The 24,761-nt window shown below is 61.2% G+C and carries 17 protein-coding genes; 4 read left to right on the forward strand and 13 right to left on the reverse strand.

The annotated features are described in order from the left end of the window. Positions 1-12 precede the first annotated feature (12 nt). Together ACSV9I_RS11185 and ACSV9I_RS11190 are read right to left on the reverse strand one after the other, a co-directional pair. Positions 13-315: a BufA1 family periplasmic bufferin-type metallophore gene (locus tag ACSV9I_RS11185; protein WP_054157110.1), complete on the reverse strand. Its 303-nt coding sequence runs from the start codon at positions 313-315 to the stop codon at positions 13-15. A 144-nt stretch (positions 316-459) separates the two neighbouring features. Continuing rightward, positions 460-1,506 carry a threonine aldolase family protein gene (locus tag ACSV9I_RS11190; protein WP_438328938.1) on the reverse strand — a complete coding sequence of 349 codons (1,047 nt, stop codon included), beginning with the start codon at positions 1,504-1,506 and terminating at the stop codon, positions 460-462. 414 nt (positions 1,507-1,920) lie between these two features. On the opposite strand from ACSV9I_RS11190, the gene gltB reads away from it, so the two are divergent. Continuing rightward, a complete protein-coding gene (gltB, locus tag ACSV9I_RS11195) occupies positions 1,921-6,639 on the forward strand; it encodes a glutamate synthase large subunit (RefSeq protein WP_438328939.1) in 4,719 nt (1,572 codons plus the stop codon). A gap of 87 nt (positions 6,640-6,726) precedes the next feature. Then, the gene (locus tag ACSV9I_RS11200; RefSeq protein ID WP_438328940.1) at positions 6,727-8,181 is read left to right on the forward strand and encodes a glutamate synthase subunit beta; all 1,455 of its coding nucleotides are present in this window, start codon (positions 6,727-6,729) and stop codon (positions 8,179-8,181) included. A gap of 88 nt (positions 8,182-8,269) precedes the next feature. On the opposite strand, the gene ACSV9I_RS11205 is transcribed toward ACSV9I_RS11200, so the two are convergent. Together ACSV9I_RS11205 and ACSV9I_RS11210 are read right to left on the reverse strand one after the other, a co-directional pair. Beyond that, positions 8,270-9,493 carry an SGNH/GDSL hydrolase family protein gene (locus ACSV9I_RS11205; protein ID WP_438328941.1) on the reverse strand — a complete coding sequence of 408 codons (1,224 nt, stop codon included), beginning with the start codon at positions 9,491-9,493 and terminating at the stop codon, positions 8,270-8,272. A gap of 159 nt (positions 9,494-9,652) precedes the next feature. Next, positions 9,653-10,864 carry a lytic murein transglycosylase gene (locus ACSV9I_RS11210; protein WP_054157113.1) on the reverse strand — a complete coding sequence of 404 codons (1,212 nt, stop codon included), beginning with the start codon at positions 10,862-10,864 and terminating at the stop codon, positions 9,653-9,655. 192 nt (positions 10,865-11,056) lie between these two features. Here ACSV9I_RS11210 and galU point away from each other — a divergent pair, with 192 nt between their 5' ends. Continuing rightward, positions 11,057-11,944: a UTP--glucose-1-phosphate uridylyltransferase GalU gene (gene galU, locus ACSV9I_RS11215; RefSeq protein ID WP_054157114.1), complete on the forward strand. Its 888-nt coding sequence runs from the start codon at positions 11,057-11,059 to the stop codon at positions 11,942-11,944. A 22-nt stretch (positions 11,945-11,966) separates the two neighbouring features. On the opposite strand, the gene ACSV9I_RS11220 is transcribed toward galU, so the two are convergent. Beyond that, a complete protein-coding gene (locus ACSV9I_RS11220; protein WP_438328942.1) occupies positions 11,967-13,544 on the reverse strand; it encodes an outer membrane beta-barrel protein in 1,578 nt (525 codons plus the stop codon). 150 nt (positions 13,545-13,694) lie between these two features. Here ACSV9I_RS11220 and ACSV9I_RS11225 point away from each other — a divergent pair, with 150 nt between their 5' ends. Then, positions 13,695-14,690 (forward strand): KpsF/GutQ family sugar-phosphate isomerase, encoded by a 996-nt coding sequence (locus tag ACSV9I_RS11225; protein WP_438328943.1) that lies wholly within the window; start codon positions 13,695-13,697, stop codon positions 14,688-14,690. Positions 14,691-14,700: 10 nt separating this feature from the next. Here the strand turns inward: ACSV9I_RS11225 and ACSV9I_RS11230 are convergent, their stop codons facing one another. The 8 genes from ACSV9I_RS11230 to ACSV9I_RS11265 all read right to left on the reverse strand — a co-directional run bounded on the left by ACSV9I_RS11230 (position 14,701) and on the right by ACSV9I_RS11265 (position 24,650). Further along, positions 14,701-15,159 carry an NfeD family protein gene (locus ACSV9I_RS11230; RefSeq protein WP_438328944.1) on the reverse strand — a complete coding sequence of 153 codons (459 nt, stop codon included), beginning with the start codon at positions 15,157-15,159 and terminating at the stop codon, positions 14,701-14,703. 5 nt (positions 15,160-15,164) lie between these two features. Further along, positions 15,165-16,175 carry an SPFH domain-containing protein gene (locus ACSV9I_RS11235; protein WP_438328945.1) on the reverse strand — a complete coding sequence of 337 codons (1,011 nt, stop codon included), beginning with the start codon at positions 16,173-16,175 and terminating at the stop codon, positions 15,165-15,167. 166 nt (positions 16,176-16,341) lie between these two features. Continuing rightward, entirely contained in the window at positions 16,342-18,285 is a 1,944-nt protein-coding gene (locus tag ACSV9I_RS11240; RefSeq protein WP_438328946.1) for a methyl-accepting chemotaxis protein, read from the reverse strand. A gap of 81 nt (positions 18,286-18,366) precedes the next feature. Next, entirely contained in the window at positions 18,367-18,975 is a 609-nt protein-coding gene (locus ACSV9I_RS11245) for a hypothetical protein (RefSeq protein WP_438328947.1), read from the reverse strand. A 398-nt stretch (positions 18,976-19,373) separates the two neighbouring features. Then, on the reverse strand, positions 19,374-20,408 hold the full coding sequence (gene hemH, locus ACSV9I_RS11250; protein WP_438328948.1) for a ferrochelatase: 1,035 nt from the start codon (positions 20,406-20,408) through the stop codon (positions 19,374-19,376). A gap of 122 nt (positions 20,409-20,530) precedes the next feature. After that, a complete protein-coding gene (locus tag ACSV9I_RS11255; protein ID WP_438328949.1) occupies positions 20,531-22,435 on the reverse strand; it encodes a 5'-nucleotidase C-terminal domain-containing protein in 1,905 nt (634 codons plus the stop codon). A gap of 209 nt (positions 22,436-22,644) precedes the next feature. After that, positions 22,645-23,010, reverse strand: coding sequence for an outer membrane lipoprotein Omp10 (omp10, locus tag ACSV9I_RS11260; protein ID WP_054157123.1), 366 nt, complete (start codon positions 23,008-23,010; stop codon positions 22,645-22,647). A gap of 197 nt (positions 23,011-23,207) precedes the next feature. Then, positions 23,208-24,650 carry a homospermidine synthase gene (locus tag ACSV9I_RS11265; protein WP_054157124.1) on the reverse strand — a complete coding sequence of 481 codons (1,443 nt, stop codon included), beginning with the start codon at positions 24,648-24,650 and terminating at the stop codon, positions 23,208-23,210. Positions 24,651-24,761: the final 111 nt, after the last annotated feature.

Below are 24,761 nucleotides of genomic sequence, written 5' to 3' on the forward strand. Positions count from 1 at the left end.
GGACCTTTCGGATCAGGCCTTGGGGAGGTCGCGGTCGAGGGCTTCAAGCGAGCCCATGCGGCTGTCGGGAAGGGCCATGGTCATGCAGGTGCCCTTGGCGACGTATTTCCAGGCATTGCCCTGGTAGTCGACCTTGGACGTGCCGGCGCATGTCGTGCCCGGGCCGGCGGCGCAGTCGTTCTTGCCGGCGAGCGAGATGCCGAAGCAGCGTTCCTTTTCCTGGGCGACGGCTGGTGCGGACATGAGCGCTGCGCTGCCGATCGCCATGGTAACGGCGGCGGCAAGGGCTGCAGTGTTGAGCGTGGATTTGGTCATGGTCTTCTCCTCGGAGGTTCAATCGGTTGTTCCCGCCAGCCCTAATTGGGGCTGGCAGAAACACCATGATCGGAAGAAGAGCCTTTGAAAACTCAATGTTTTTTGTAGTTTAGTGAGGAGTTCCGAGTGTAAGAAACGATCTTCTCAAACGACTTCCATGAATTGATCGACCTCGTCTGCCGTGGTGGCAAAGCTTGTGACCAGACGGATCAGTGTCTCGTTTTCGTTGAGCAAATGCGGCATTTCGCGGGGCGGCAGCCAATCGTAAAACGTGGCCCCATTTTCCCGCGCACGGGCTGCTGCCTGCCGGTCGATCACAGCGAAGACCTCATTGGCCTGGGTGTCCCAGGCGAGTCGCGCCGAGTTCTTGGCGGTCAGGCCCTGACGCAGCCTATCGGCCATGGCGTTGGAATGGCGCGCCAGTTCGAGCCAGAGATCGCCCTCGAGATAGGCTTCAAGCTGGGCGGAGATGAAGCGGGTCTTGGAAAAGAGCTGGGCGGAGCGCTTGCGGATATAGGGCATTTCCTCTGCCATTTCCGGCTTGAAGAAGATGATCGCCTCGGCGCACCAGCAGCCGTTCTTCGTGCCGCCGAAGGAGAGGATGTCGACGCCGCGTTTCCAGGTCATTTCTGCGGGGGAGGCGTTGAGGCCAACAAGTGCATTGGCAAAACGGGCGCCGTCCATATGCAGCGGCAGCTTCTTTTCGCGGGCAATCGCGGCAATCGCGTCCAGTTCGTCGAGCGTATAGACGGTGCCGGCTTCAGTGGCCTGGGTCACGGTGATTGCCATGGGGCGGCCGTGATGCACGGAGGGCACGTCGAAGCGCGAAACAGCGATGTCGAGGGCTTGCGGATCGATCTTGCCATTGTCGCCTTCGACCGGGAACAGGCGCGTGGAGCCGGTGAGGAATTCCGGTGCGCCGCCTTCGTCAGCGTTCACATGCGCGTCGGAGTGACAGAAGGTGACGCCGCCAGCCTTGGCGACGCTGGCCAGCGCCAGCGAGTTGGCCGCCGTGCCGGTCGCGACGAAGAACACCGCCACGTCGCGTTCGAACATGTCGTTGAACTTCGCTTCGATGAGCTTGTCGTGGTCGCTGGTGCCGTATGCAGAGGCGAAGCCGGAGGCAAAGCGGGTGAGGCTTTCAGCGATCCTGGGATGGGCGCCGGACCAGTTGTCGGAAGCGAAGAACATGGCATCATTCCTGAAGATGGGGGGGAGGATGCTCGAAGCTTAGGCATTTCTCCAATGGGAGCAATGCGGTCTGCGGCGGAACATGCCGGAAATGATCAGTCCGCAAGAAGTTGTTGATGCGGTCTTTGCCGAAGAAAGGAAATTGCGCCAAGCCCTGTCTGCTGGCAACTTAACGTCGCGGTCCCCGTTAATTTTCCATGCACACCCTTGCATGGACCTCTTGTTTCTGGCATAGGATCACCAGGAATTAGGTCAGAATGACTGACGTAATTTGAAGATCCGGGGCGAAAGTTTTCGGGCGTCAAGCGATGGTCACAGGGTCCTGTCAGGATCTCGGCAGCATCGCTGGCGCCCATCTGCGCCGGGTTCTCGGCAAACAAGCCGGCTAGACCGGCATTAACGGAGGAAAAGGCAATGACGAAGGTCACGTCATCCGAAGAGATCATGCGATCCACCGCTGTGGATACGGCCGCCGCCGGCCCGGTCGTGCGCGCGGGCCTGCCTCCGAAGCAGGGCCTCTACGATCCGAAGAACGAGCACGATGCCTGCGGTGTCGGCTTCATCGCCCATATGAAGGGCGTGAAGTCCCACCAGATCGTCAGGGACGGCCTGTTCATTCTGGAAAACCTCACCCATCGCGGTGCCGTCGGCGCCGATCCGTTGATGGGCGATGGTGCCGGTATTCTGGTGCAGATCCCGGATCGCTTCTTCCGCGAGGAAATGGCAGCCCAGGGCATTACCCTGCCGAAGGCCGGTGAATATGCCGTCGGTCACTTCTTCTTCCCACAGGATGAGGAGCAGATCGCGCATTTCAAGAAGGTCATTGCCGAAGTCTGTCTTGACGAAGGCCAGCACCTGATCGGTTATCGCGATGTGCCGGTCGACAATTCCTCGCTGTCCAAGGCGCCCGAGATTGCCGCGACCGAGCCGCGCCAGATCCAGGTCTTTATCGGTGCCGGCCGTGACGCCGCGACCCAGGAACAGTTCGAACGTCGCCTGTTCCTGCTGCGCAAGGTCATCTCCAACCGCATCTACGACCAGTATGGCGGCCAGGAAACCGGCTTCTATCCGGTCTCGCTGTCGTCCTCGACGATCGTCTACAAAGGCATGTTCCTCGCCTATCAGGTCGGCGCCTATTACAAGGACCTTAGCGATCCGCGTTTTGAGTCGGCGGTTGCCCTCGTGCACCAGCGCTTCTCGACCAATACCTTCCCGTCGTGGAAGCTCGCGCATCCTTACCGCATGGTTGCCCATAACGGCGAAATCAACACGCTGCGCGGCAACGTCAACTGGATGGCGGCGCGTCAGGCGTCCGTCTCCTCGCCACTCTTCGGCGACGACATTTCCAAGCTCTGGCCGATCTCTTATGAAGGCCAGTCGGATACGGCCTGCTTTGATAATGCGCTCGAATTCCTGCAGCGTGGCGGTTACTCGCTGGCGCATGCCGTGATGATGCTAATCCCAGAAGCGTGGTCGGGCAACCAGTCGATGTCGAAGGAGCGCAAGGCGTTCTACGAATATCACGCAGCCCTGATGGAGCCGTGGGATGGTCCTGCCGCCGTCTGCTTCACCGATGGCCGCCAAATCGGTGCGACCCTCGACCGCAACGGTCTGCGTCCGGCTCGCTATCTGGTGACGGACGACGACCGCGTCATTCTCGCATCCGAAGCCGGTACGCTGCCGGTGCCGGAAGAGCGGATCGTCAAGAAGTGGCGCCTGCAGCCGGGCAAGATGCTGCTCATCGACATGGCAGAAGGTCGCATCATTTCCGACGAGGAAGTGAAGTCGTCTCTTGCTGGCAGCCATCCCTACCGCGAATGGCTCGATCGCACCCAGCTCATCCTCGAAGACCTGAAGCCGGTGGAACCCCGCGCGCTGCGTCGTGACGTATCGCTGCTCGATCGCCAGCAGGCTTTCGGCTACACGACCGAGGACACCAAGCTCCTGATGTCGCCAATGGCGACCACGGGCCAGGAAGCGATTGGCTCGATGGGCACCGACACGCCGATTTCGGCCATGTCGTCGAAGTCGAAGCTGCTCTACACCTATTTCAAGCAGAACTTCGCGCAGGTGACGAACCCGCCGATCGATCCGATTCGCGAAGAGCTCGTCATGAGCCTCGTCTCGTTCATCGGGCCGCGTCCGAACATTCTCGATCACGAGGGTGCCGCGAACGCCAAGCGCATGGAAGTGCGCCAGCCGATCCTGACCAATGGCGATCTCGAAAAGATCCGCTCCATCGGTCACATGGAAGACCGTTTCGACACCAAGACGCTCGACTTCACCTATGACGTGGAGCGCGGCGCCGAAGGCATGCCGGAAATGCTCGACCGCCTCTGCGAGCGGGCCGAAGCGGCCGTGCGCGGCGGCTACAACATCATCGTGCTGTCCGACCGTCAGATCGGCCCGGATCGTATCGCGATCCCGGCGCTCTTGGCGACCGCTGCCGTGCATCACCACCTCATCCGCAAGGGGCTTCGCACTTCCGTCGGTCTTGTCGTGGAATCGGGTGAGCCGCGCGAAGTGCATCACTTCTGCTGTCTCGCCGGCTTCGGTGCCGAGGCAATCAACCCCTATCTCGCCTTCGACACGTTGCTCGACATGCACAAGCATGGCGAGTTCCCGCCGGAAGTATCGGATGATGAAGTCGTCTACCGCTACATCAAGGCGGTGGGTAAGGGCATTCTCAAGGTCATGTCCAAGATGGGCATCTCGACCTACCAGTCCTATTGCGGCGCGCAGATCTTCGATGCGATTGGCCTGTCGTCGGAGCTGGTCGACAAGTATTTCTTCGGGACCGCCACCACGATCGAAGGTGTCGGACTTGCGGAAATCGCGGAAGAGACCGTTGCCCGCCATACCTCGGCCTTCGGCAAGGATCCAGTTCTCGCCAACACGCTCGATATCGGCGGCGAATATGCCTACCGCATGCGGGGTGAAAATCACGCCTGGAGCCCGGACTCCATCGCGTCGCTGCAGCATGCCGTTCGTGGCAACAGTCAGGATCGCTACCGCGAGTTCGCCGAAATGGTGAATGACAGCAATCTGCGGATGAACACCATTCGCGGCCTGTTCAAGATCAAGTCGGCGGAAGCGCTCGGTCGCAAGCCTGTGTCCATCGACGATGTCGAGCCCGCGGTTAATATCGTCAAGCGCTTCTCGACCGGCGCCATGTCCTTCGGCTCGATCAGCCGTGAGGCGCATACGACGCTGGCGATTGCGATGAACAAGATCGGCGGCAAGTCGAACACCGGCGAAGGCGGCGAAGAGAGCGATCGTTACCTGCCGCTGGCGGACGGTTCCTCGAACCCCGAGCGTTCGGCGATCAAGCAGATCGCGTCCGGCCGTTTTGGTGTGACCACCGAATACCTTGTGAATGCCGACATGCTGCAGATCAAGGTGGCGCAGGGTGCCAAGCCCGGCGAAGGCGGTCAGTTGCCCGGCCACAAGGTCGATGCGACGGTTGCAAAGACCCGTCACTCGACGCCAGGCGTCGGCCTCATTTCGCCGCCGCCGCATCATGACATCTACTCGATCGAAGATCTGGCACAGCTGATCTACGACCTGAAGAACGTCAACCCGGAAGCCGATGTCTCGGTCAAGCTCGTCTCGGAAGTCGGCGTCGGCACGGTTGCCGCCGGTGTCGCCAAGGCGCGCGCCGACCATATCACCGTCTCGGGCTTCGATGGCGGCACGGGCGCATCCCCGCTCACCTCGCTGAAGCATGCGGGTTCGCCGTGGGAAATCGGTCTTGCCGAGACCCAGCAGACGCTGGTGCTGAACGGTCTGCGTTCGCGCATCGCGCTGCAGGTCGATGGTGGTCTGAAGACCGGTCGCGACGTCATCATCGGTGCACTTCTGGGCGCCGACGAATTCGGCTTTGCGACGGCACCGCTGATCGCGGCCGGCTGCATCATGATGCGCAAGTGCCATCTCAATACCTGCCCGGTTGGCGTCGCCACCCAGGATCCGGTCCTGCGCAAGCGCTTCAAGGGCACGCCCGAGCACGTCATCAACTACTTCTTCTTCGTTGCAGAAGAAGTGCGCGAGATCCTGGCGTCGCTCGGCGTGACAAAGCTCGACGAGATCATCGGTGCTTCCGAACTGCTGGAAAAGGACGAGATGCTCGCCCATTGGAAGGCCAAGGGACTCGATTTCTCGAAGATCTTCCACAAGGTCGACGCGCCGAAGGCCGCCACCTACTGGACCGAGAAGCAGAGCCATCCGATCATCGATATCCTCGACCGCAAGCTGATCGAAAAGGCCATGCCGGCGCTTGAGAGCAAGCAGCCTGTCGTCTTCGACGTCGACATCAAGAACGTCGACCGGTCTGCGGGTGCCATGCTCTCGGGCGAAGTGGCCAAGCGCTACGGCCATAAGGGCCTGAAGGACGACACGATCCATGTGACGCTGACCGGCACGGCCGGCCAGTCCTTCGGGGCCTTCCTGTCGCGCGGCATTACCTTCGACCTCGTGGGCGATGGCAATGACTATGTCGGCAAGGGTCTTTCGGGTGGCCGCATCGTGGTTCGTCCGCCGGAAAACTCGCGGATCGTGGCGGAGAACTCGATCATCGTCGGCAATACCGTGCTTTACGGCGCGATCTCAGGCGAATGCTATTTCCGTGGCGTGGCCGGCGAACGTTTTGCCGTGCGCAACTCGGGTGCGATTGCCGTGGTCGAGGGCGTGGGTGACCATGGCTGTGAATACATGACGGGTGGCGTTGTCGTCGTGCTCGGCGAAACCGGCCGCAACTTCGCAGCCGGCATGTCGGGCGGTGTCGCCTACGTGCTCGATGAGAGCGGCGATTTCGCCAAGCGCTGCAACATGGCCATGGTCGAACTCGAGCCGGTTCCGGAAGAGGACGACATGCTGGAGAAGCTGCACCATCACGGCGGCGATCTCATGCACAAGGGCCTCGTCGACGTGTCGGGCGACATGACCCGCCACGACGAGGAGCGCCTCTACCAGCTGATCTCGAACCATCTGCACTACACGGGTTCCAACCGTGCCAAGCAGATCCTTGACAGCTGGGCCGAGTATCGTCCGAAGTTCCGCAAGGTCATGCCGGTGGAATACCGCCGTGCGCTTGAGGAGATGGAACGCATGCGCATGGGCGTTGCCGCCGAATGATTGCCACCTCGACATCCCGGATGGGCCGGGATGTCGCCGCCCACGGCTCGGCCGTGCAGTTGAAGCTCAGATTAGCAGGACTTTAAAATGGGCAAGGTTACAGGTTTCATGGAAATCGACCGGCAGGTGGCGAAGTATCAGCCGGCCTCCGACCGCATCCGCCATTTCCGCGAATTCACCATCCCGATGTCGGATCCCGAGGTGACCAAGCAGGCGGCGCGCTGCATGGATTGCGGCATTCCCTATTGCCATGGTCCGACCGGCTGTCCGGTCCATAACCAGATCCCTGACTGGAACGACCTCGTCTATAACAACAAGTGGGAGGAGGCGATCCGCAACCTCCATTCCACCAACAACTTCCCGGAATTCACGGGCCGCGTCTGCCCGGCGCCCTGCGAGGAAGCATGCACGCTGAACCTCGAAGATGCGCCGGTCGCGATCAAGACCGTCGAGCAGGCGATTGCCGACAAGGCCTATGAGCTTGGCTTCATCGTGCCGCAGCCGGCGACGATCCATACCGGCAAGAAGGTGGCGATCATCGGCTCCGGCCCGTCGGGTCTCGCCGCTGCCCAGCAGCTTGGTCGTGCTGGCCATGAAGTCCATGTCTATGAGCGCGAAAGCAAGGCCGGTGGCCTGCTGCGTTACGGTATCCCGGACTTCAAGATGGAGAAGAACTTCATTGACCGCCGCGTCGAGCAGATGACGGGCGAAAACGTGACCTTCCATTACGGCGTCAATGTTGGTGTCGACGTGACCGTCGAGCAGCTGCGGACCGACTACGACGCCGTGCTCTATTGCGGTGGGTCGGAAACGCCGCGCGAAGCCGGCATTCCGGGCGTGGAGCTTCAGGGCGTTCATGACGCGATGCCCTATCTGGTCCAGCAGAACCGCCGTGTCGGTCGCGAAAACATCGACAGCGTCGGCTGGCCTGCCGATCCGATCCTGGCCGGTGGCAAGCACATCGTCGTGGTCGGCGGTGGTGACACGGCGTCGGACTGTGTCGGTACCGCTTTCCGTCAGGGCGCCGTGAAGGTTACCCAGCTCGACATCCGTCCGCGCCCGCCCCAGACCGAGGATAAGCTCGCAGTCTGGCCGTTCTGGGCAACGAAGATGCGCACCTCGTCCAGTCAGGCCGAGGGCGCCAACCGCGAATTCCAGGTGGCGACACTCGAATTCGTCGGCGAAGATGGCGTGCTGACGGGCGTGAAGTGCTGCCAGGTGGATGAGAAGCGCAAGCCGATCCCGGGCACGGAATTCATCATCAAGGCCGATCTCGCCTTCATCGCCATCGGCTTCTCCGGTCCTTTCACCGATAGCGTGCTCAAGGAACTGGATGGCAGCCTGACGCTCAATACCGACCGTCGCGGCTCGACCAATGTCGTCGCCAATGACAAGGACTACAAGACATCCGTCGACAAGCTCTGGGCCGCTGGCGACGTGCGCCGTGGTCAGTCGCTGGTGGTCTGGGCCATCCGTGAGGGCCGTCAGGCGGCGCGCGCGATTGACGAGGCGCTGATGGGTGAAAGCATCTTGCCGCGCTAAGCGTGGCGGTGATGGAATGACAAAGGGGTCGCCGGCGGGCGGCCCCTTTTTTTGTCTTGCGGTGCTGGATGTCTGGCCGTGATGCCGGTCAGGGCGTCGCCGTCTGGCCCTGTGGGGTCGACGCAGCCGGCAGGCGGACATAATCAACGCGGCCCGGCGGTGGATCCGGTAGCTTGCCGGTTTCGACCAGTTGCTCGCGTGGGGTCGAAAAAGCAGAACGGACCGGCTTTGTGCTGGCCCCCAGCAGTTCCGTTGCGCCATCGAGTTCCGGGTCGAACAGGTCGATCGGCGGCGTGGTCATCGCCTGGCGCGTCTCGGTTGGGGCAAGCGTTGTGAGGTTCGGCAGGTTGCTGGCGTCAAGGCGGACAAGATCCGGGCTGGTCATGTCACCAAGCAGGCGGCGCAGCGGCTTTTCGGCATAGAAGGCGAGCTTGCGCTTGCCGGAGGCCGTGAAGTTGATGCCGTCGCTGCCGCGCAGACGCACCGGCTGGCCATTGATGTCAGAGCCAGTCACGATGAAGCGACCGTCCTGATCGACGAAGCCATCCCAGACGTCGACGAATTCACCGCCGAGCTTTTCGGCGGTCGTCTGGTAGATCGTGTTGAGCCGCAGCGTGTCTGCCGTCATGCTTGGTGACTGGAAGGCTGTGAGCCCGACCCAGACGAGGGGGATGCGGGCCTGGGTCGCGATCTGACCGAGGGCGGTTGCACGCGCGGCGTAGGCGGCGAACCATTCTTCGGTGCGGAATTCCAGGCGGCCAGTGTCCGTCACCATCTGTTGCCGGTCGTTGGCGCCAATCTGGATGACCACGACGGTCGGTTTGATTTCCTCGATGAGGCGGGGCAGTTCGCCGGCCCAGTCGTGATAATCGGCGCGGACAAGGCCAGAGGAACCGTTGGAGCGGGTCTCGACCACGACGCCCGGCGAATCCTCGAAGGCGATCTTCAGGCCGTCACCGAGCCCGCCCGCGACGAAATCGCCGATGACCAGCACCTTCTTCGCCGTTTCCAGCTTTGCCGGCGGTGGCGGCTTCACCTCGGCCCGTGCAGCCGGCTGGCGGGTCTTGATCGTCGTTACGCTGCGATTTGTTCTTGCACGGGGCTCTGCCTGACGCTGCGAGCGACGGACATCGCGCGGGGGCGGTGCGGGCTGGTACCGGGGTTGGCGATCACCGAAGAAGAGATCCATCAGGGTGCGGCGACGCTCCGGTTGCTGCGCCTCTGCGGCCGGAATAAGCGTGGATAGGGCGATGAGCAGGCCAAGCAGCAGCGCACAGGCGCGGCGCGCCGTTTGCATTGCTTTGCTGTGCATTGGTAAACTCCTCCGCATTGCCCGTCCGGTTGGTTCCGTCCGGTTGGCCTTGGTACAAGCCACTTTAACCCGCGCAGCCGCTGGTCGTCGCGAGTGAAATTCTCTCCCGCGACGACGTATTCGTCAATGCGCGTCCGTCACCGGACGGTTGGCCTGGCATCAGTTCCGCAGCGCGTCAAGCAATTGGCGAGACGGCTGGCCGTCGGCGGACATGCCGAGGCGAGCCTGGATGGCGGAGATGGCAGCACGCGAGCCGGAGCCGAAATTGCCGTCGATCTTGCCGTCATAATAGCCCATGGCCTGCATGCGGGTCTGCAGTTCGAACTTTTCCTTGACGTCGAGCGAGGCATCCGGCCGTGGCCAGCGCTGCTGCATGCCGCTGTAGCCGGCGATCTCGTCGGCCAGCAGGCCCACGCCCAGCGCGTAGCTGTCAGCATTGTTGTAGCGCTTGATGGTGAAGAAGTTTTTCGTCATCAGGAAGCCTGGGCCACCGGCGCCGGCCATCATCTTCAGTTCGGCGCGCTCAGAGCCATCGCGGAAGCCGCGACCGTTCGGACGGGTGAAGCCGAGGGCCGCCCATTGTGCCAGCGTCTTGGTCTGGCCGGCATATTTGGCCGCGCCCCGCGGAACGACGGTCTCATAGCCCCAGGTGCGGCCAGTGGTCCAGCCGTTCTTGGCCAGCAGATTGGCAGCGGTTGCCAGCGCGTCCGGGACCGAGTGCCAGATATCCTTCGTGCCATTGCCATCGGCGTCGATGGCATAAAGCAGGTAGCTCGACGGGATGAACTGGGTGTGACCCATGGCACCGGCCCAGGAGCCCATCAGGTTCTTGTTGGTAACATCACCGTTCTGAAGCATTTTCAGCGCGGCAATCAGCTGCGTGCGGGCGTATTTGGCGCGCTTCTTGTCCGCATAGGCAAGCGTTGCCAGGGAGCCTGGCACATTGTGCAGACGATCCGGACGCTCGAGCGCTGCGCCATAATTGGATTCCATCGACCAGATGGCGAGGATCACATGCTTGTCGACGCCAAAGTGGCGTTCGAGGGCGGTCAGCAAACCGCCATGCTTGGCGAGCATTTCCTGACCCACCTTGACGGTGTAGGGGTTCACGCGGCTGTCGAGATAATCCCAGATCTCGGATTTGAATTCCGGCTGGTAGGCGGCCTTTTCCAAGACAAACCTGTCCGGCTCCGTCACGCCCTTGAAGGCCTGACGATAGGTCTTTTCCGTGATGCCGCTCTTGGCTGCCGTCGGATAGAAGTCGCGGATCCATTTCTGGAAACCGGCATCGGCAGAGGCTTCCAGCGGCATCATGACCGTGGACAGCGCGAGGGCAATGGCGCCGAAGAGGGTGGGACGGTGTCTTGTCATGGGCATCTCCCGGTAGGTTCTACGGTTTGCAGCCGGAACAAAGGCTGTTCACGCCAGGTTAATGCGGGTGCGTCAACAAACTCTTTACCACGCGGCCCAGTCTCGTTTTGCCTTTGCCTTTTTTAAGCAAATGTATGTTACTGGCACATGCGTGGCGATGCGTTAATCGATTAGATCCTCCAGGAGGAATGTGTGGTTCGACCTGAAAAACTTCGTAAAGCCGTGTTTCCCGTTGCCGGTCTCGGTACGCGCTTTTTGCCCGCGACCAAGGCTGTGCCGAAGGAAATGCTCACTGTCGTCGACAAGCCGGTCATTCAATATGTCGTCGACGAGGCGATCGAGGCCGGGATCGAGCACTTCGTTTTCGTCACGGGCCGCGGCAAGGGCGTCATCGAAGACTATTTCGACATCCAGTTCGAACTTGAGCAGACGCTCAAGTCACGCAACAAGAATGCCGAATTGTCTCTGCTTGACTCGCTGCAGCTGACCGCTGGCCAAACCAGCTTCACCCGCCAGCAGGAGCCGCTCGGCCTCGGTCATGCCGTCTGGTGCGCCCGCGATATCGTCGGCACGGAACCGTTCGCGCTTCTCCTGCCTGATATGATCATGCGCTCTGAAAAGGGCTGCCTCAAGGGCATGGTCGAACTTTATGAGAAAACCGGCGGAAATATTGTCGCAGTCGAGGAATGTGCCCCCGACCAGGCGCATAAATACGGCATCGTCGGCGTTGGCGAGACGCTCGAAGGCGGCTTCAAGATCACCGAAATGGTCGAGAAGCCAGCCAAGGGAACTGCCCCTTCCAACTTCTTCATCAACGGCCGCTACATCCTGCAGCCGGAAATCTTCGAGATCCTGGAAACCCAGGAACGCGGTGCCGGCAACGAGATCCAGCTGACCGATGGCATGCTGCGACTTGCCAAGGAGCAGGATTTCGCAGGCTACCACTTCCGGGGCCAGACCTTCGACTGTGGCGCCAAGGACGGGTTTATCCTCGCCAATGTCGCCTTTGCGATCGAACGCGAAGACATCCGCCCTGTCATCGAAGATCAGCTGAAGGCGCTTCTGGCCGCCTTGAAGTAAGCATCTGCGGATCGGCTGACCGTCAGCGTTTGGCGGTCAGGCCGATCAGCGCGGTCAGCGTGTCGCTGTCGGTCCCTGACTGATAGTGGGTCCGCTCGAAATTAAGATCAGCCGTCGCGTCGAGATGGCTATTGACCTTCCAGGTGAGCCCCGCACCGGCGAGATAGGCCGTCGTGTCCGAGGCCGAATTCTCTTCCTCATAGCGCGTCAGCGTGGTGCCGCCTGTCAGGCGGGCCACGAGGTTTGACCTGATGTCGTGGGCGAGGCTTGCCGTCAGGCGGTGGATGACCGAACCATTGACCCCGGCTGTGGTCGAGGGATCGATGCTTGTATCGAGCGCAAGATCGAGGGTCGTGCCTTCGCGTGGCGACCAGGCGAGATTGCCGTCGATGGTCAGCGCCTTGAGATCGGACAGGCGGTTATCGTCAAACCGCTGTTGCTCATGGCCAAGCGCCAGTTCACCGCGCAGCTTTTCTCCGAGATCCAGCATGACGCCGGCCTTTGCGCCGTAGACATCGGCCGAGCGGCGGAAGCCGGCGCTGTCGAGGGTCTCGTCATAATGGATGCGGCCACCAGTCAGTTCAGCGAAGGGCATCAGAGCCGGCGACAGCTCGTAGGTGACGCGTCCGGTTACGGTGGAACGGATGCGATCACGCTCGCTACGCTGGACTGTGGTGCCATCGGAGAGTTCGGCATCGGAATACTGGTAGCGCGTGACATCGCCGGACAGCGAACCGCGGATCAGGCCGAAATCGCGCTCGATCGACAGTCCACCGCCATACTGGTTGACGCCGGACTGGACGGCAGCACCGGCGAGGGCATTTGGATCATCCGTATCTTCGCGACTGAAATTGTAGTTTCCGGTGACCCCGACAATCGTGTCGTCGGAAAGATCGAGCCTGAGGCGCGCATCGAGTGCTGCGCGGGGCTTGTCTGAGCCTTCCCCGTTGAGGGTCTCTTGCCAGGCGCCATCGCCGGTCACGCTCAATTCGTGGCGCGACCAGTCGGACGTCAGCGTGCCCTTGAGGCCGGTTTCGGAAAAGGTGCGGCTTTCGCGGCCACTTGCAGTCTTCTGGCGCTCGTGGCCCAGTTGCTGGCTGAGCGAGGGGCGAAGGATGAAGCTGCCAAGCCGGATGCCGGTTTCATCTTCGTCCGAGCGCAACGGGCCGGCGCCTACGCCATCGACTTTGCCTTCGGGGAGGTTCTGGCGCAGAAGGTCCTCGTCGCGGGCAAGCCCATCGTCAGCGGCGGCCTCTGTCGCCGGAAGGCTGCCGGTGACGGTGGTTGGGTCCGGTGTCGCTCCGTTCGCCGCTGCTTGACCTGAAGCCGTGGTCTCGCCGCTCTCTGTCGCCCCATTCTCGGCGGTTACGCCCTCGGCTTCAAAGCCAGCGACTTCTTCGCTGGCGCGCTGCGGCTGCGACCAGCTGGTCGAAAATAGGCCCGGTGTGGCGGTAGACGTCGCGGCTGTTGGCTGCGACGGGGCCTGCTGGGCGAAGACGGGAAGAGGGGCGGTGTAGACATGGCTGGCCAGCAGCACGGCAAATGCCTTGCTGCCCCTGCGGCGCATGCCGCTTGCCTTTGAAGTCTCCACGCGTTTCATCCTGCTTGTCCGACGGTCTCGAATGCTTACCCAAACGTAAAGCGGGACGGTTAATGTTTGGTTTCGATCACGGGTCTGCATGGCTGATAGATCCTGTGCCCCCACCTTGGTCCGGTGGACAGGCTCTGCCAAACGCAGTATGGGACGGGCATGATCAAGCGCGCCGTCCAACTCGTCGAAGCCAATGCAACAGAGACTGCCCTTCGTGTCGTTTCGACCGAACGGGAGGGCATGAGGATGCTTGAGGAGGCGCTGGCGGGGCCGCTGGCTGAGCCCTTCTGCAATGCTGTGCGCACAATCGGCGAGATCACCGGGCGGGTGATTGTCACGGGGGTCGGCAAGAGCGGCCATATCGGCACGAAGATCGCGGCCACCTTTGCATCGACCGGCACGCCGGCCTTCTTCGTTCATCCTTCTGAGGCCAATCACGGCGATCTTGGCATGATTGCCGAAGACGACGCGATCCTCGCCCTGTCCTGGGGCGGCGAGACGACAGAGCTTCAGGGTATCCTGAGCTTTTCCAGACGTTTTTCCATTCCGCTGATTGCGATCACCGCCGGCGAGACCTCGACGCTCGCGCGCAATGCCGATGTCGTGCTCTTGATGCCCAAGGTGCAGGAAGCCTGCCCGCATGGTCTGGCGCCGACGACCTCCGCCGTGCTGCAGTTGGCCATGGGCGATGCGATCGCGATTGCGCTGCTTGAAGCGCGCGGCTTTGGCCCCGGCGATTTTCGCACCTTCCATCCTGGCGGAAAGCTGGGAGCGGCGCTCACCCATGTCGGTGAGATCATGCATACCGGGGCGCGGGTGCCGCTGGTACCGCTCGGCACATCGATGCCGGACGCGGTCAAGGTTCTCTCGCACAAGCATTTTGGCTGTGTCGGTGTCGTTGATGGCGATGGCAGGCTGTGCGGCATCGTCACCGAAGGTGACATGGCGCGTAACCTTGCGCGCGACCTGTCCGTGCTGACGGTCGATGACGTGATGACCCGCAATCCGAAGGTGATCAAGGGCGATCAACTGGCAACGACGGCCGCTGCCATGATCAACAAACATGGCATCGGCGCGCTGATCGTGGTTGACGAGCATCACTGCCCTATAGGCCTCATCCACTTCCACGACCTGTTGCGCATCGGGGTCGCTTGACGACGTCGGCTTAAGCCTTCTCGACCGTCAGGTCTCCACCCTTGCCAGAAATCACTCGGACGCGCGTGCCTTCGGGCAGATCGGGGCCGGAGACGGACCAGAAGGTGTCGTCGAGGCGGATGCGGCCGCGGCCTTCGCGGATCGGCTCGCCAAGCGTTGCGGTGCGGCCGACAAGGCTTGCGCTGCGCTGGTTGAGCAGTGGCTGGTCGCTGGCCTTGTCACGGCTGGCAAAATAGCGCCGGCCGGTCAGCGTGAAGGTGACGGCGGACAGTGCGAAGACCAGCGCCTGCACATGCCAGGTCCAGAAGCCCATCTCCCAGAAGAGAAGTGAAAGCACGCCCGTCAGCAGGGCGCCGAGGCCGACCCAGACGAGGAAGACGCCGGGCATCGTCAATTCGGCCGCCAGAAGCAGCATGCCGAGCACCCACCAGCTCCAGGGGCCAAGTTCCGTGATGATCCGGCTGATCATGGCGATCACTCGCGGTTCGGATCAAAGGGGTTGACGACCGGCGTCGAGCGCGGAGCGGCGGGCGCACGCGGCGGGGCAGGGGCGCGCTGCGGCTGCTGGTCGCCGAAGACTTCGCGCGCGATTGCGCCGATGCCGCCGAGCGAGCCGATCAGCGAGGAGGCTTCCATCGGCATCAGCACGACCTTGGAATTGGGGGCGGTGCCGATCGAAGCCATGGCTTCGGTGTATTTCTGCGCAACGAAGTAGTTGATCGCGTTGATGTCACCGGCGGCAATCGCCTCCGACACCATGCGGGTGGCCTTGGCTTCGGCTTCAGCCAGACGCTCGCGGGCTTCCGCCTCGCGGTAAGCGGCTTCGCGCTGGCCTTCGGCTTCCAGGATGGCTGACTGCTTGGCGCCTTCGGCTCTGAGGATCTGGGCGTTGCGGAAACCTTCAGCTTCCAGGACCTGGGCGCGCTTCTCGCGCTCGGCCTTCATCTGGCGGCCCATGGCGTCGACCAGATCGACCGGTGGCTGGATGTCCTTGATCTCGACGCGGGTGACCTTGATGCCCCAGGGGCGCACGGCCTCGTCGACCACGCGCAACAGACGGTCGTTGATGACTTCGCGGTTGGAGAGGAGCTCGTCGAGATCCATCGAGCCCATGACCGAGCGGATATTGGTCATGGTCAGGTTGAGAATGGCGTTTTCGAGATTGGCAACCTGGTAGGCTGCTTCGGCGGCGTTCAGCACCTGGTAAAAGGCGACGGCATCTGCGGAGACCGAAGCGTTGTCTTTGGTGATGACTTCCTGGGTCGGAACATCCAGAACCTGTTCCATGACATTCATCTTCGCACCAATCTGCTCGATGAAGGGCATGATGATGTTGAGGCCGGGTTCCAGCGTGCGCGTGTAGCGGCCGAAGCGTTCGATCGTGTAGCGGTAACCCTGCGGCACGGTCTTGATGCCGGCGAAGAGTATGAGGATGACAAGCACGACCAGTGCAATGACGACGATATCCGGACCTGTGAAAGGCATATTCACTCCCCGCCCTAGCTAGGCACAACTTTCAGTTTCTCTTTGTAGATCGGCATATTGCGCGCCAAATGCAAGGGGCGTGTGTCACCGCGGCATGCCCGTGGCCCACAATTGGAAAGGGGCGGAGTTTGCACTCCGCCCCTTTCATTTCAAGCTGTCCTGGCGATCAGAATTCTTCCCAGTTGTCCCTTGAGACCGCTGCATTGCCGTGCGTCATCGGGGCGGCGGCGCGGCGCGGGGCCGGGCGGGTTACCGGTGCCTGGGTCGAGGGGCGCGCCATGGCCTGGGCCGTTTCGCGAAGCGCACCGACCTGTGCTGTCTGTCCGGCATCAATGCTGAACTGCGAGATGAGCTCGCGCAGCTTGGCGGCTTCGGTGGCAAGGGCAGCCGAGGCGGCGTTCGACTCTTCGACCATGGCGGCATTCTGCTGGGTCGTCTGGTCCATGGCGTTGACCGCCTGGTTGACTTCCGACAGGCCGGTCGACTGTTCGCGGGCCGAGATGGCGATGGCATCCATGTGCACGTTCATCTCGGTGATGAAGCCGCCGATGGTCCGAAGCGCCTCTCCGGTCTTGCGTACCAGGTCAACACCACCGGAGACCTCCGCTGAGGAGTTCTGGATCAGTGCCTTGATTTCCTTGGCGGCGTTGGCAGAACGCTGAGCCAGTTCACGCACTTCCTGGGCGACAACGGCGAAGCCCTTGCCGGCTTCACCCGCGCGTGCGGCCTCGACGCCGGCATTCAGTGCAAGAAGATTGGTCTGGAAGGCAATCTCGTCGATCACGCCGATGATGTTGGAGATCTGCTGCGACGAGCCTTCGATCCGGCGCATGGCTTCCTCGGCGCGGGAGACGACCTCCGAGGACTGGGTGGCCGAGGTGTTGGCCTGAGCCGCCACGCCCCGCGCTTCTTCCGTGCGCTTCGTCGAGTTCACCACATTGGCCGTGATCTGTTCGACGGCTGCGGCGGTTTCCTCAAGCGATGCTGCCTGCTGTTCGGTGCGCTTCGACAGATGATCCGAGCCGCTGGCGATTTCACGCGTTCCAAGTTCCATGGCGCTGACACTGCGCGTAATGGCGGAGAGCGTGGTGTTGAGCTGGCGGATCGACGTGTTGAAATCGTGACGCAGGGGTTCGAAGTCTGCAGCGAAGGGTTCGTTGAGCTGGAAGGCGAGATCGCCGGCGGCAAGCCGCTGGAGACCGGCTGCCAGGCCGGAGGTGGCGATCCGCAGGCGCTCGGCTGCATCGGCCTCGGCGCGTTCCTGTGCCGAGATGCGGTCTGCTTCTGCCTGGCGACGATTGGTTTCCGCATCGGCTTGCAGGCGCTTGTTGGCCAGGGCCGCTTCGCGGAAGATCTGCATGGAGGCTGCCATCTGGCCGATTTCGTCCTTGCCGCCAGATTTGATCGCGACGTCGAGATCGCCATGGGCGAGCTTGTTTGTCGCCGTCGCCAAACGGGCAAGCGGGCTAGAAACGAGGCGGTAATTGAGGAAGCCCATCAAGGCCGCAGCGAAGGCGACAGCGAGGGCAGCGCCAAATGCAACTGTTTCGACCATTTTCAGGGCTGCGCCCTGCTGCTGCTCTGCTGCTGCGCTGCGTGCGGTCAGCTGAGTTATTGCAGTCTGCAACTCACCTTGCGCCTTGGCGACAAGGGCTTCGCTTTCACCACCGACTTCGATAGCGCGGGACAGTTCGACGGTTGCTGGGTCCCGCATCAAGTCGATCTGACGCTGGACGAATTTTGTCTGCCATTCGTTGATCGTGGCAAAGGCGGCCTGCAAGGTGGCAAGCTCGGACGGAGCCACCTCGGTGAAGGTTTTTGTCAGGTCAACAACATCCTGCCGCATTTCTTCGAGGCTTGCTGTAGTGGCATCGGAAAACTCCCGGTTGCCAGTCAGCAGGAAACTTTTCAAGCTGAGATCGGAGACATAAATGTCGTTGCTGAACTCTGCTACGTTTTCGGTAAGATGCTGAAGGCGTTGCGCCTCGGCGACAAGTCCATTCGCAATCGTTGCCCTGTTGTAGATGAAGGTGGAGCTGGCGATGGCGATTGCCGCCAGAAGGCTGAAGGCGGCCAGTCCCTTCGTGGTGACGGAAATATTATTCAACATGGCTCTGAATTGCCTCGACGTTCAAGGTGATGCGGCACAGATGGAAAAAGCGATTGCCGTCATGGCACCGCGAATGGTCGATCAGGCGCCGGCCTGCGCGCGACGCTCAAGTTCGGTGAGGTTGAGTTCCACTGTCACGGCACCGATCTTCTTCTTGTCCGTGCCGAGGACCGTGAAGCTCACCTGGCCGCGCCAGATCTTGGCTTCGTCGTCCCATTCAGCCTCGTCGATGAAGAGAGCTTCTTCCGATACGGCGTAGGTGTTCTGGAATTTGCCTTCGTCGCCCTGCCAGAAGTCGCTGGTGACCGAGCTTTGACCGACATTCAGGCCGTTCTTGTCCATTACGAAGATTTCCGCATAGAGGCCGAGCGATTTGCCCTGGAGGCGGGCGAGGTAAACGGAGAGCGGGCTGGACAGGGTTGCCGCGATCAGTGGCTTGTCGGTGGATTCGCGTTCCGCTTTCCACTGGCTGTCGAGCGCATCGATCTTGCTCTGCTCAAGATTCGCCAGCCTCTTGTTCTGGGCCTCGATGGATACCCGGACAATTTCTGCGCCGATGATGTCGCGCATCTCCTGCACGACTTCCGGTGTCACGAGCTTGTTGACATCGGGGGCCGGCGGTTCTGCGAGGGCCTGGGCGGCTGACAGCGCGACGAGGGCTGACGCCAATAGGTTGCGGTTCAATTTCATGGGGGGATCTCCTTCTCTCCCCGTGAAATCTAAGAGTTATTCTTAAAAGGAACGTTAATATAACGATAGACGAAGATAGAACACTCCGAAAATCCAATACTTTAGATCGAAAAGTTGAATAAATTTGTCCGCTCTTTGGCATCGCCTGGTTGCATTGGAGTGCGTCCGCTCCGGGTGCGTGATGATGCTAAGCGACCGAACGGACTGCGAAAAATTTGTGCAGATGATCGTTTTTCTGTCCGCCCTCTCAGTGCCCTCCGGTGGGCGTGCGACCTCTAAGTTGCGCAGTGAAATTAGTTTGTACCTGCCACAATTTACAGGCCCGGTCCCTGGTCTGTCGGACGCCGCCACAAGAAGAAAGGCCGCCCGGAGGCGGCCTTCAATTCAAATCGTTCGTTTCAAACCCAACCTTGAAGTTCACGCCGGACCACGTTCTCGATCACGCGCATGCCGTCTTCACTGTCATTGAGACAGGGGATGTGGGTGAATTTCTCGCCGCCATTGTGGAGGAAGTCTTCGCCCGCTTCACCGGCGATTTCTTCCAGTGTTTCGAGGCAGTCCGATACGAAGCCGGGATTGAGGATGGCGATACGCTTCACGCCTTCCTTGGCCAGCTTTTCGACCGTCTTGTCGGTGTAGGGCTGCAGCCATTCCTCCGGCCCGAAACGGGACTGGAAGGTCACCATCAGCTTGTCCTTCTCCCAGCCGAGATGGTCGCGCAGAAGGCGCGTCGTCTTGTAGCACTGGCAGTGATAGGGATCGCCCTTCATGAAGTAGGACCGGGGGATGCCGTGATAGGACGTGATCACCAGCTCCGGCTCCCAGTCGAGCGTGGCGAGGTGCTTGGTGATCGAATTGGCCAGCGCTTCGATATAGACCGGGTCGTCGGCATATTGCGGCACGGTGCGCAAAGCGGGCTGCCAGCGCATTTTCAGAAGTGCGCGAAAAGCCTCATCATTGACTGTGGCCGTCGTTGCGGCGGCATATTGGGGGTAAAGCGGATAGACGAGGATCTTCTCGCAGCCTGCCTTCTGCATCTCGTTCATCTTGGCCTGGATGGCCGGCTGGCCGTAGCGCATGGCCCAATCGACATGGACGTTTGGCAGGTCCTTCATCGCGACCGCCAGCTTTTCGGCCTGGTTGCGCGTGTAGGTACGCAGATAGCTTTCGTCGAGCTCCTTGTTCCAGATCTCCTCATAGGCCTTGCCGACCTTCTGTGGGCGCTTGTTCAGCACAATCCCGTAGAGGATCGGATACCAGAACCAGCGCGACCACTCGATCACCCGCTTGTCCGTCAGGAATTCCTCGAGATAACGGCGCATCGACTTGTAGTCGGTGCCATCAGGCGTGCCGAGGTTGACGAGCAGCACGCCGACTTTACCGAAGTTCACCGGCGGATGGTCGGAGGGCCAATGGGCGGGAAGAGCATTCATCTTGAATTCCTGGTGATAAGTGTCTCGACCTATACGTCACGAAGGCCTGCTAAGATCATCTGATAAAAGCAAAAGCCGGTCCGGAAAAGTCCGGACCGGCCCTTGTCGTGCGGCAAAGGGTCTTACTTCGCCGGCAATTCCAGTTCGCGACCGACATGGATGCGGTTCGGATTGCGCAGCGCATTGGCCTTGGCAATCTTCTTCCACAGATTGCCGTCGCCATAGGTGGCTTCGGCAATCTTCCACAGGCTGTCGCCAGCGATGACCTTGTAGACAGTGGCCGCAGCCGTGGCAGCGGTCTCGGTTGCGGTTGCAGCCGGTACTGCTGTCGGGGTGGCCGTTTCTGCGGCTGGTGCCGGTTCAGCCGGCTTCGTCGCTGCATCGGTTGTGGCCGGTGCGGCATCAGCGGCCGGGGCTGCGGCTGCAATCACGGTGATGCGGCCATCGGTATAGGGCTTATAGGGGCTGTTCTTGGCGATGAAGTCGGCGACCACCGCTTCAAGGCCAGGGCCGAAGTCGTAGGCGTTCTGACCGCCGGTCGCGAAGACCTTGTATCCGTCGCCACCGGACCGCATGTAGTTGTTGGTCGCGACGCCATAGACCTTGTTCGGGTCGATGGCGACGAAGGCATCGCCTTCCTTGACCTGAACATCGGAGACGCGGCTGCCGGCTGGCTTCGAGGCGTCGAATGTGTATTTCAGGCCGGAGACCTGCGGGAAGCGGCCAGCGGCCTCTTCGATCTGGCTGACCCCGTTTTCAAGCGCTGCCACCACATCCGAGCCCTTGAGCTGGAACGAGGCGAGCGAATTCTGGAACGGCAGAACCGTCAGAACCTCGCCCATGGTCACCGTGCCGGCATCGATCGAGGCGCGCAGGCCCCCGCCATTCTGGATGGCGATGGTAACGCCCTGATCCTTCAGGCGATCGACCATTGCGTCGGCGACGAGGTTGCCCATCGAGCATTCGACTGCGCGGCAGGTCTCGCGGGCGCCGTCGATGGCTTCTGCGGTGGAGCCAATCTCCTTCAGTTTCAGTTCCTCGATCGGGCCGCCCAGTTCTTTTACCTTGGCGACAAAGCCGGCATCGGGCGTGACCGAGGCATCGAGCAGTTTCGGAGCACCGGTGGAGGAGGTGACGACACCGGCGTCATCGAAGACCACAGTCAGATCGCCGAGATATTTGGAATAGGCGTAGGCGGTGACGATCGGTACATCCTTGCCGGCCGGGTTCTTGACCAGGGTCGGATAAGGGCCTTGCGCCTTCTCGTCGGTGCTGGACAGAAGCGTGTGGCTATGGCCACCGACGATGACGTCAATGCCATCAACGGCCTTGGCGATTTCCTGGTCCTTGACGTAACCAACATGCGAGAGCAGCACGATCTTGTTGATCCCCTGGCCCTCGATTTCCTTGACAGCTTCCTTCAGGTAGCCGATCTCGTCGGCGAAGAGCACGCTATCGCCGGGCGACGAGGTCTCGTCGGTGTCGGTCGCCAGTACGGAGACGACCGCAACCTTTTCCGCGCCGAACTCCTTGACGATGTAAGGCTTGAACTTGTTGGCGACCGGCGAATTGAGGCCGGCCAGCGTGTTGCCGGAAATCATCGGGAACTTCAGCGCATCGATGAACTTGGCGAGTTCTTCCGGGCCATCATCGAATTCATGGTTGCCGATGGCCATGGCGTCAAAGCCGATGCCATTCATGAATTCGGCGATCGGCGCGCTTTTGTAGGTGGTGTAGAACAGCGAGCCCTGGAACTGGTCGCCGGCGTCGAGGGTCAGCACATTCTTGCCCTGCAACTCGCCCCGACGGGTGTCGATTGCGGTCTTGACGCGAGCAATGCCACCGAAGCAGGCGCTTTTCGCTTCATCTTCCGCAGAGCAGGTGGAGTCGGACTTGTTGATTGCCTCAATGCGGGAATGCAAGTCGTTGATATGAAGGATGTTAAGCTCGAAATCGGCGAATGCCGTTCCTGCCGTCAGGGCCAGTACGGAGGCGCTCAAGAGGCCAATTCGCAATTGTCTGAACATCGATCTACTCTCCTTTTGCAATATGTCTTCCGCCAGCTTGGCACGTCTTCGTGACAGCCGATCCCGGCCTCGGAAAGCTTGATGTTTTCATCAAGTTCAGGGGAGGGCAAGCGGAAAACGGGCCACTCCAAAATGTTAGTGTCGGTGCAAATGCAAGAAAGCGGCCTTGCGGGCCGCTTTCGAAAAGGCGCTCGTGATGGAGGGCTGTATCAGGCTCGGCGCGCGAGCGAGAACTGTGCGCCGCTATCCGAGGTGCAGTTCAGCTGGCCCGGGGTAACGAGGGCGCAGTTGACCTTCTGGCGGGTGTTGCGCACCAGCGAGGTCATGTTGATCTCGACCAGGCGGTCATTGACCAGCATATAGGAGCCTGAGGCCAGGATCTGGTTCGAGTCTGTCGTGCGGGTCGTGAAAGTGCCGCCCTGGAATGTCGAGACAATACCGTTCGGATCGACCCATGCGCCTTCGACCGATGGTCCCTGCTGAACGCTTGGCAGCTGCCGCTGCGGACCCGAGGAATAGCAGGAGGAAAGGGCGAGGCTGCAGGCTGCGATTGCCGTGATGGATCGGATGTTCATTCAGTGCTCCCACCTGTGCGGCAGCCCGGTCCGGCCGGTTGCCAATATGCGTCGTTTCGAACCATGCCGCGAAGGCTGGACCAAAGCAAGGCATCCCGCCTGGACCGAGGTGCTTATCCCGGTCTTGCTGTGGCCCTTCTGCGACAGGAGGCTGGGACCCGCCAGAAAAGCGGGCCCTGTTTGCGAAAGGAATTGGCTCAGCGAACGAGGATGTTCTTGAACTGCCACGGATCTTTCTCGTCGAGCTCTTCCGGGAAGAGGCCCGGGCGGCCGTCGAGCGGGGTCCAGTCGGTGTAATGGCCTTCGACCGGGCCGAGATAGGGCGACTGCACTTCGAGGCAGCGCTTGTAGTCCATCTCGTCGGCTTCAACGATGCCAGCCTTCGGGTTTTCAAGCGCCCAGACCATGCCGGCGAGCACAGCGGATGTCACCTGCAGGCCGGTTGCGTTCTGGTAAGGGGCGATCTCGCGGGTTTCTTCGAGCGACAGGCGCGAACCGTACCAGTAGGCATTCTTCTCGTGGCCGTAGAGGAGTACGCCGAGTTCGTCGACGCCATCAACCAGTTCGTCTTCGTTGAGGACGTGCAGGACCGGCTGCGGCGTGCCGCCATTGCCGAACATCTCGTGCAGCGAGAGCACGGCGTCATTGGCCGGGTGGTAGGCATAGTGGCAGGTCGGGCGATAGGTGACTTCGCCGTCCTTCTCGACGGTGAAGTAGTCCGCGATCGAGATCGACTCGTTGTGGGTGACCAGGAAGCCATATTGCGGGCCCGGCGTCGGGCACCAGGTGCGCACGCGGGTGTTGGCGCCCGGTTGCTCCAGATAGATCGCGGCCTTGCAGCCCTTCTTGTGCTTCTTGGCGTTCTTCGGCATCCAGTTTTCATGGGTGCCCCAGCCGAGTTCGGCCGGCTGCAGGCCTTCCGAGATGAAGCCTTCGACAGACCAGGTGTTCCAGAACACGTTGAGCGGCTTCGGGTTCTTCGTGCGCTGGGTGTCGCGCTCGGCAATGTGCACGCCCTTGACGCCGACCTTCTTCATCAGCTTGGCCCAGCCTTCGCGGTCGTTCTGGTCCGGTTCCTCGAACTTCAGGCCGATTTCGTGAGCAATGTTGACGAGGCCCTGCTTGACGAACCAGGAGACCATGCCGGGGTTTGCGCCGCAGGTGGAGACGGCCGTGGTGCCGCCCGGGTTCTTGGCCTTTTCCTGGCGCACGGTTTCGCGCAGCGCATAATTGGTGCGCTCGGAGTTCTTCATGTTCTTGTCGAAGTAGAAGCCGAGCCAGGGCTCGACGACGGTGTCGATGTAGAGCACGTCGAGCTTGCGGCAGAACTTCATCAGGTCGAGCGAGCCGGTGTCGACCGAGAGGTTGACGCAGAAGCCCTGGCCTTCCCCTTCCGTGAGGAGCGGCTTCAGCAGCTTCTTGTAGTTGTCCTTGGTGACATGCGCCTGGATGTGCTTGATGCCGTGCTTGGCGAGCAGGTCCGCCTCGTCGTTGCGCGGGTCAATCACGACCATCCGGCTCTTGTCGAATTTGAAGTGGCGTTCGATCAGCGGCAGGGTGCCGCGGCCGATCGAGCCGAAACCGATCATCACGATCGGGCCGGTGATCTCGCCGTATACCGGGTAGGTCTTTTCGCTCATGTCCGTCTCCTTGGAAGCCCGGTTTTTCTCGGGCTGTGTTTCCGGCCTCTTCTTGTCTGGCCGGAGCAATATTGGCGGTTCTAGATCACAAAACTCTGACACAATAAAGGG

Source organism: Rhizobium sp. G187 (assembly GCF_051549525.1).
GTDB lineage: Bacteria > Pseudomonadota > Alphaproteobacteria > Rhizobiales > Rhizobiaceae > Allorhizobium.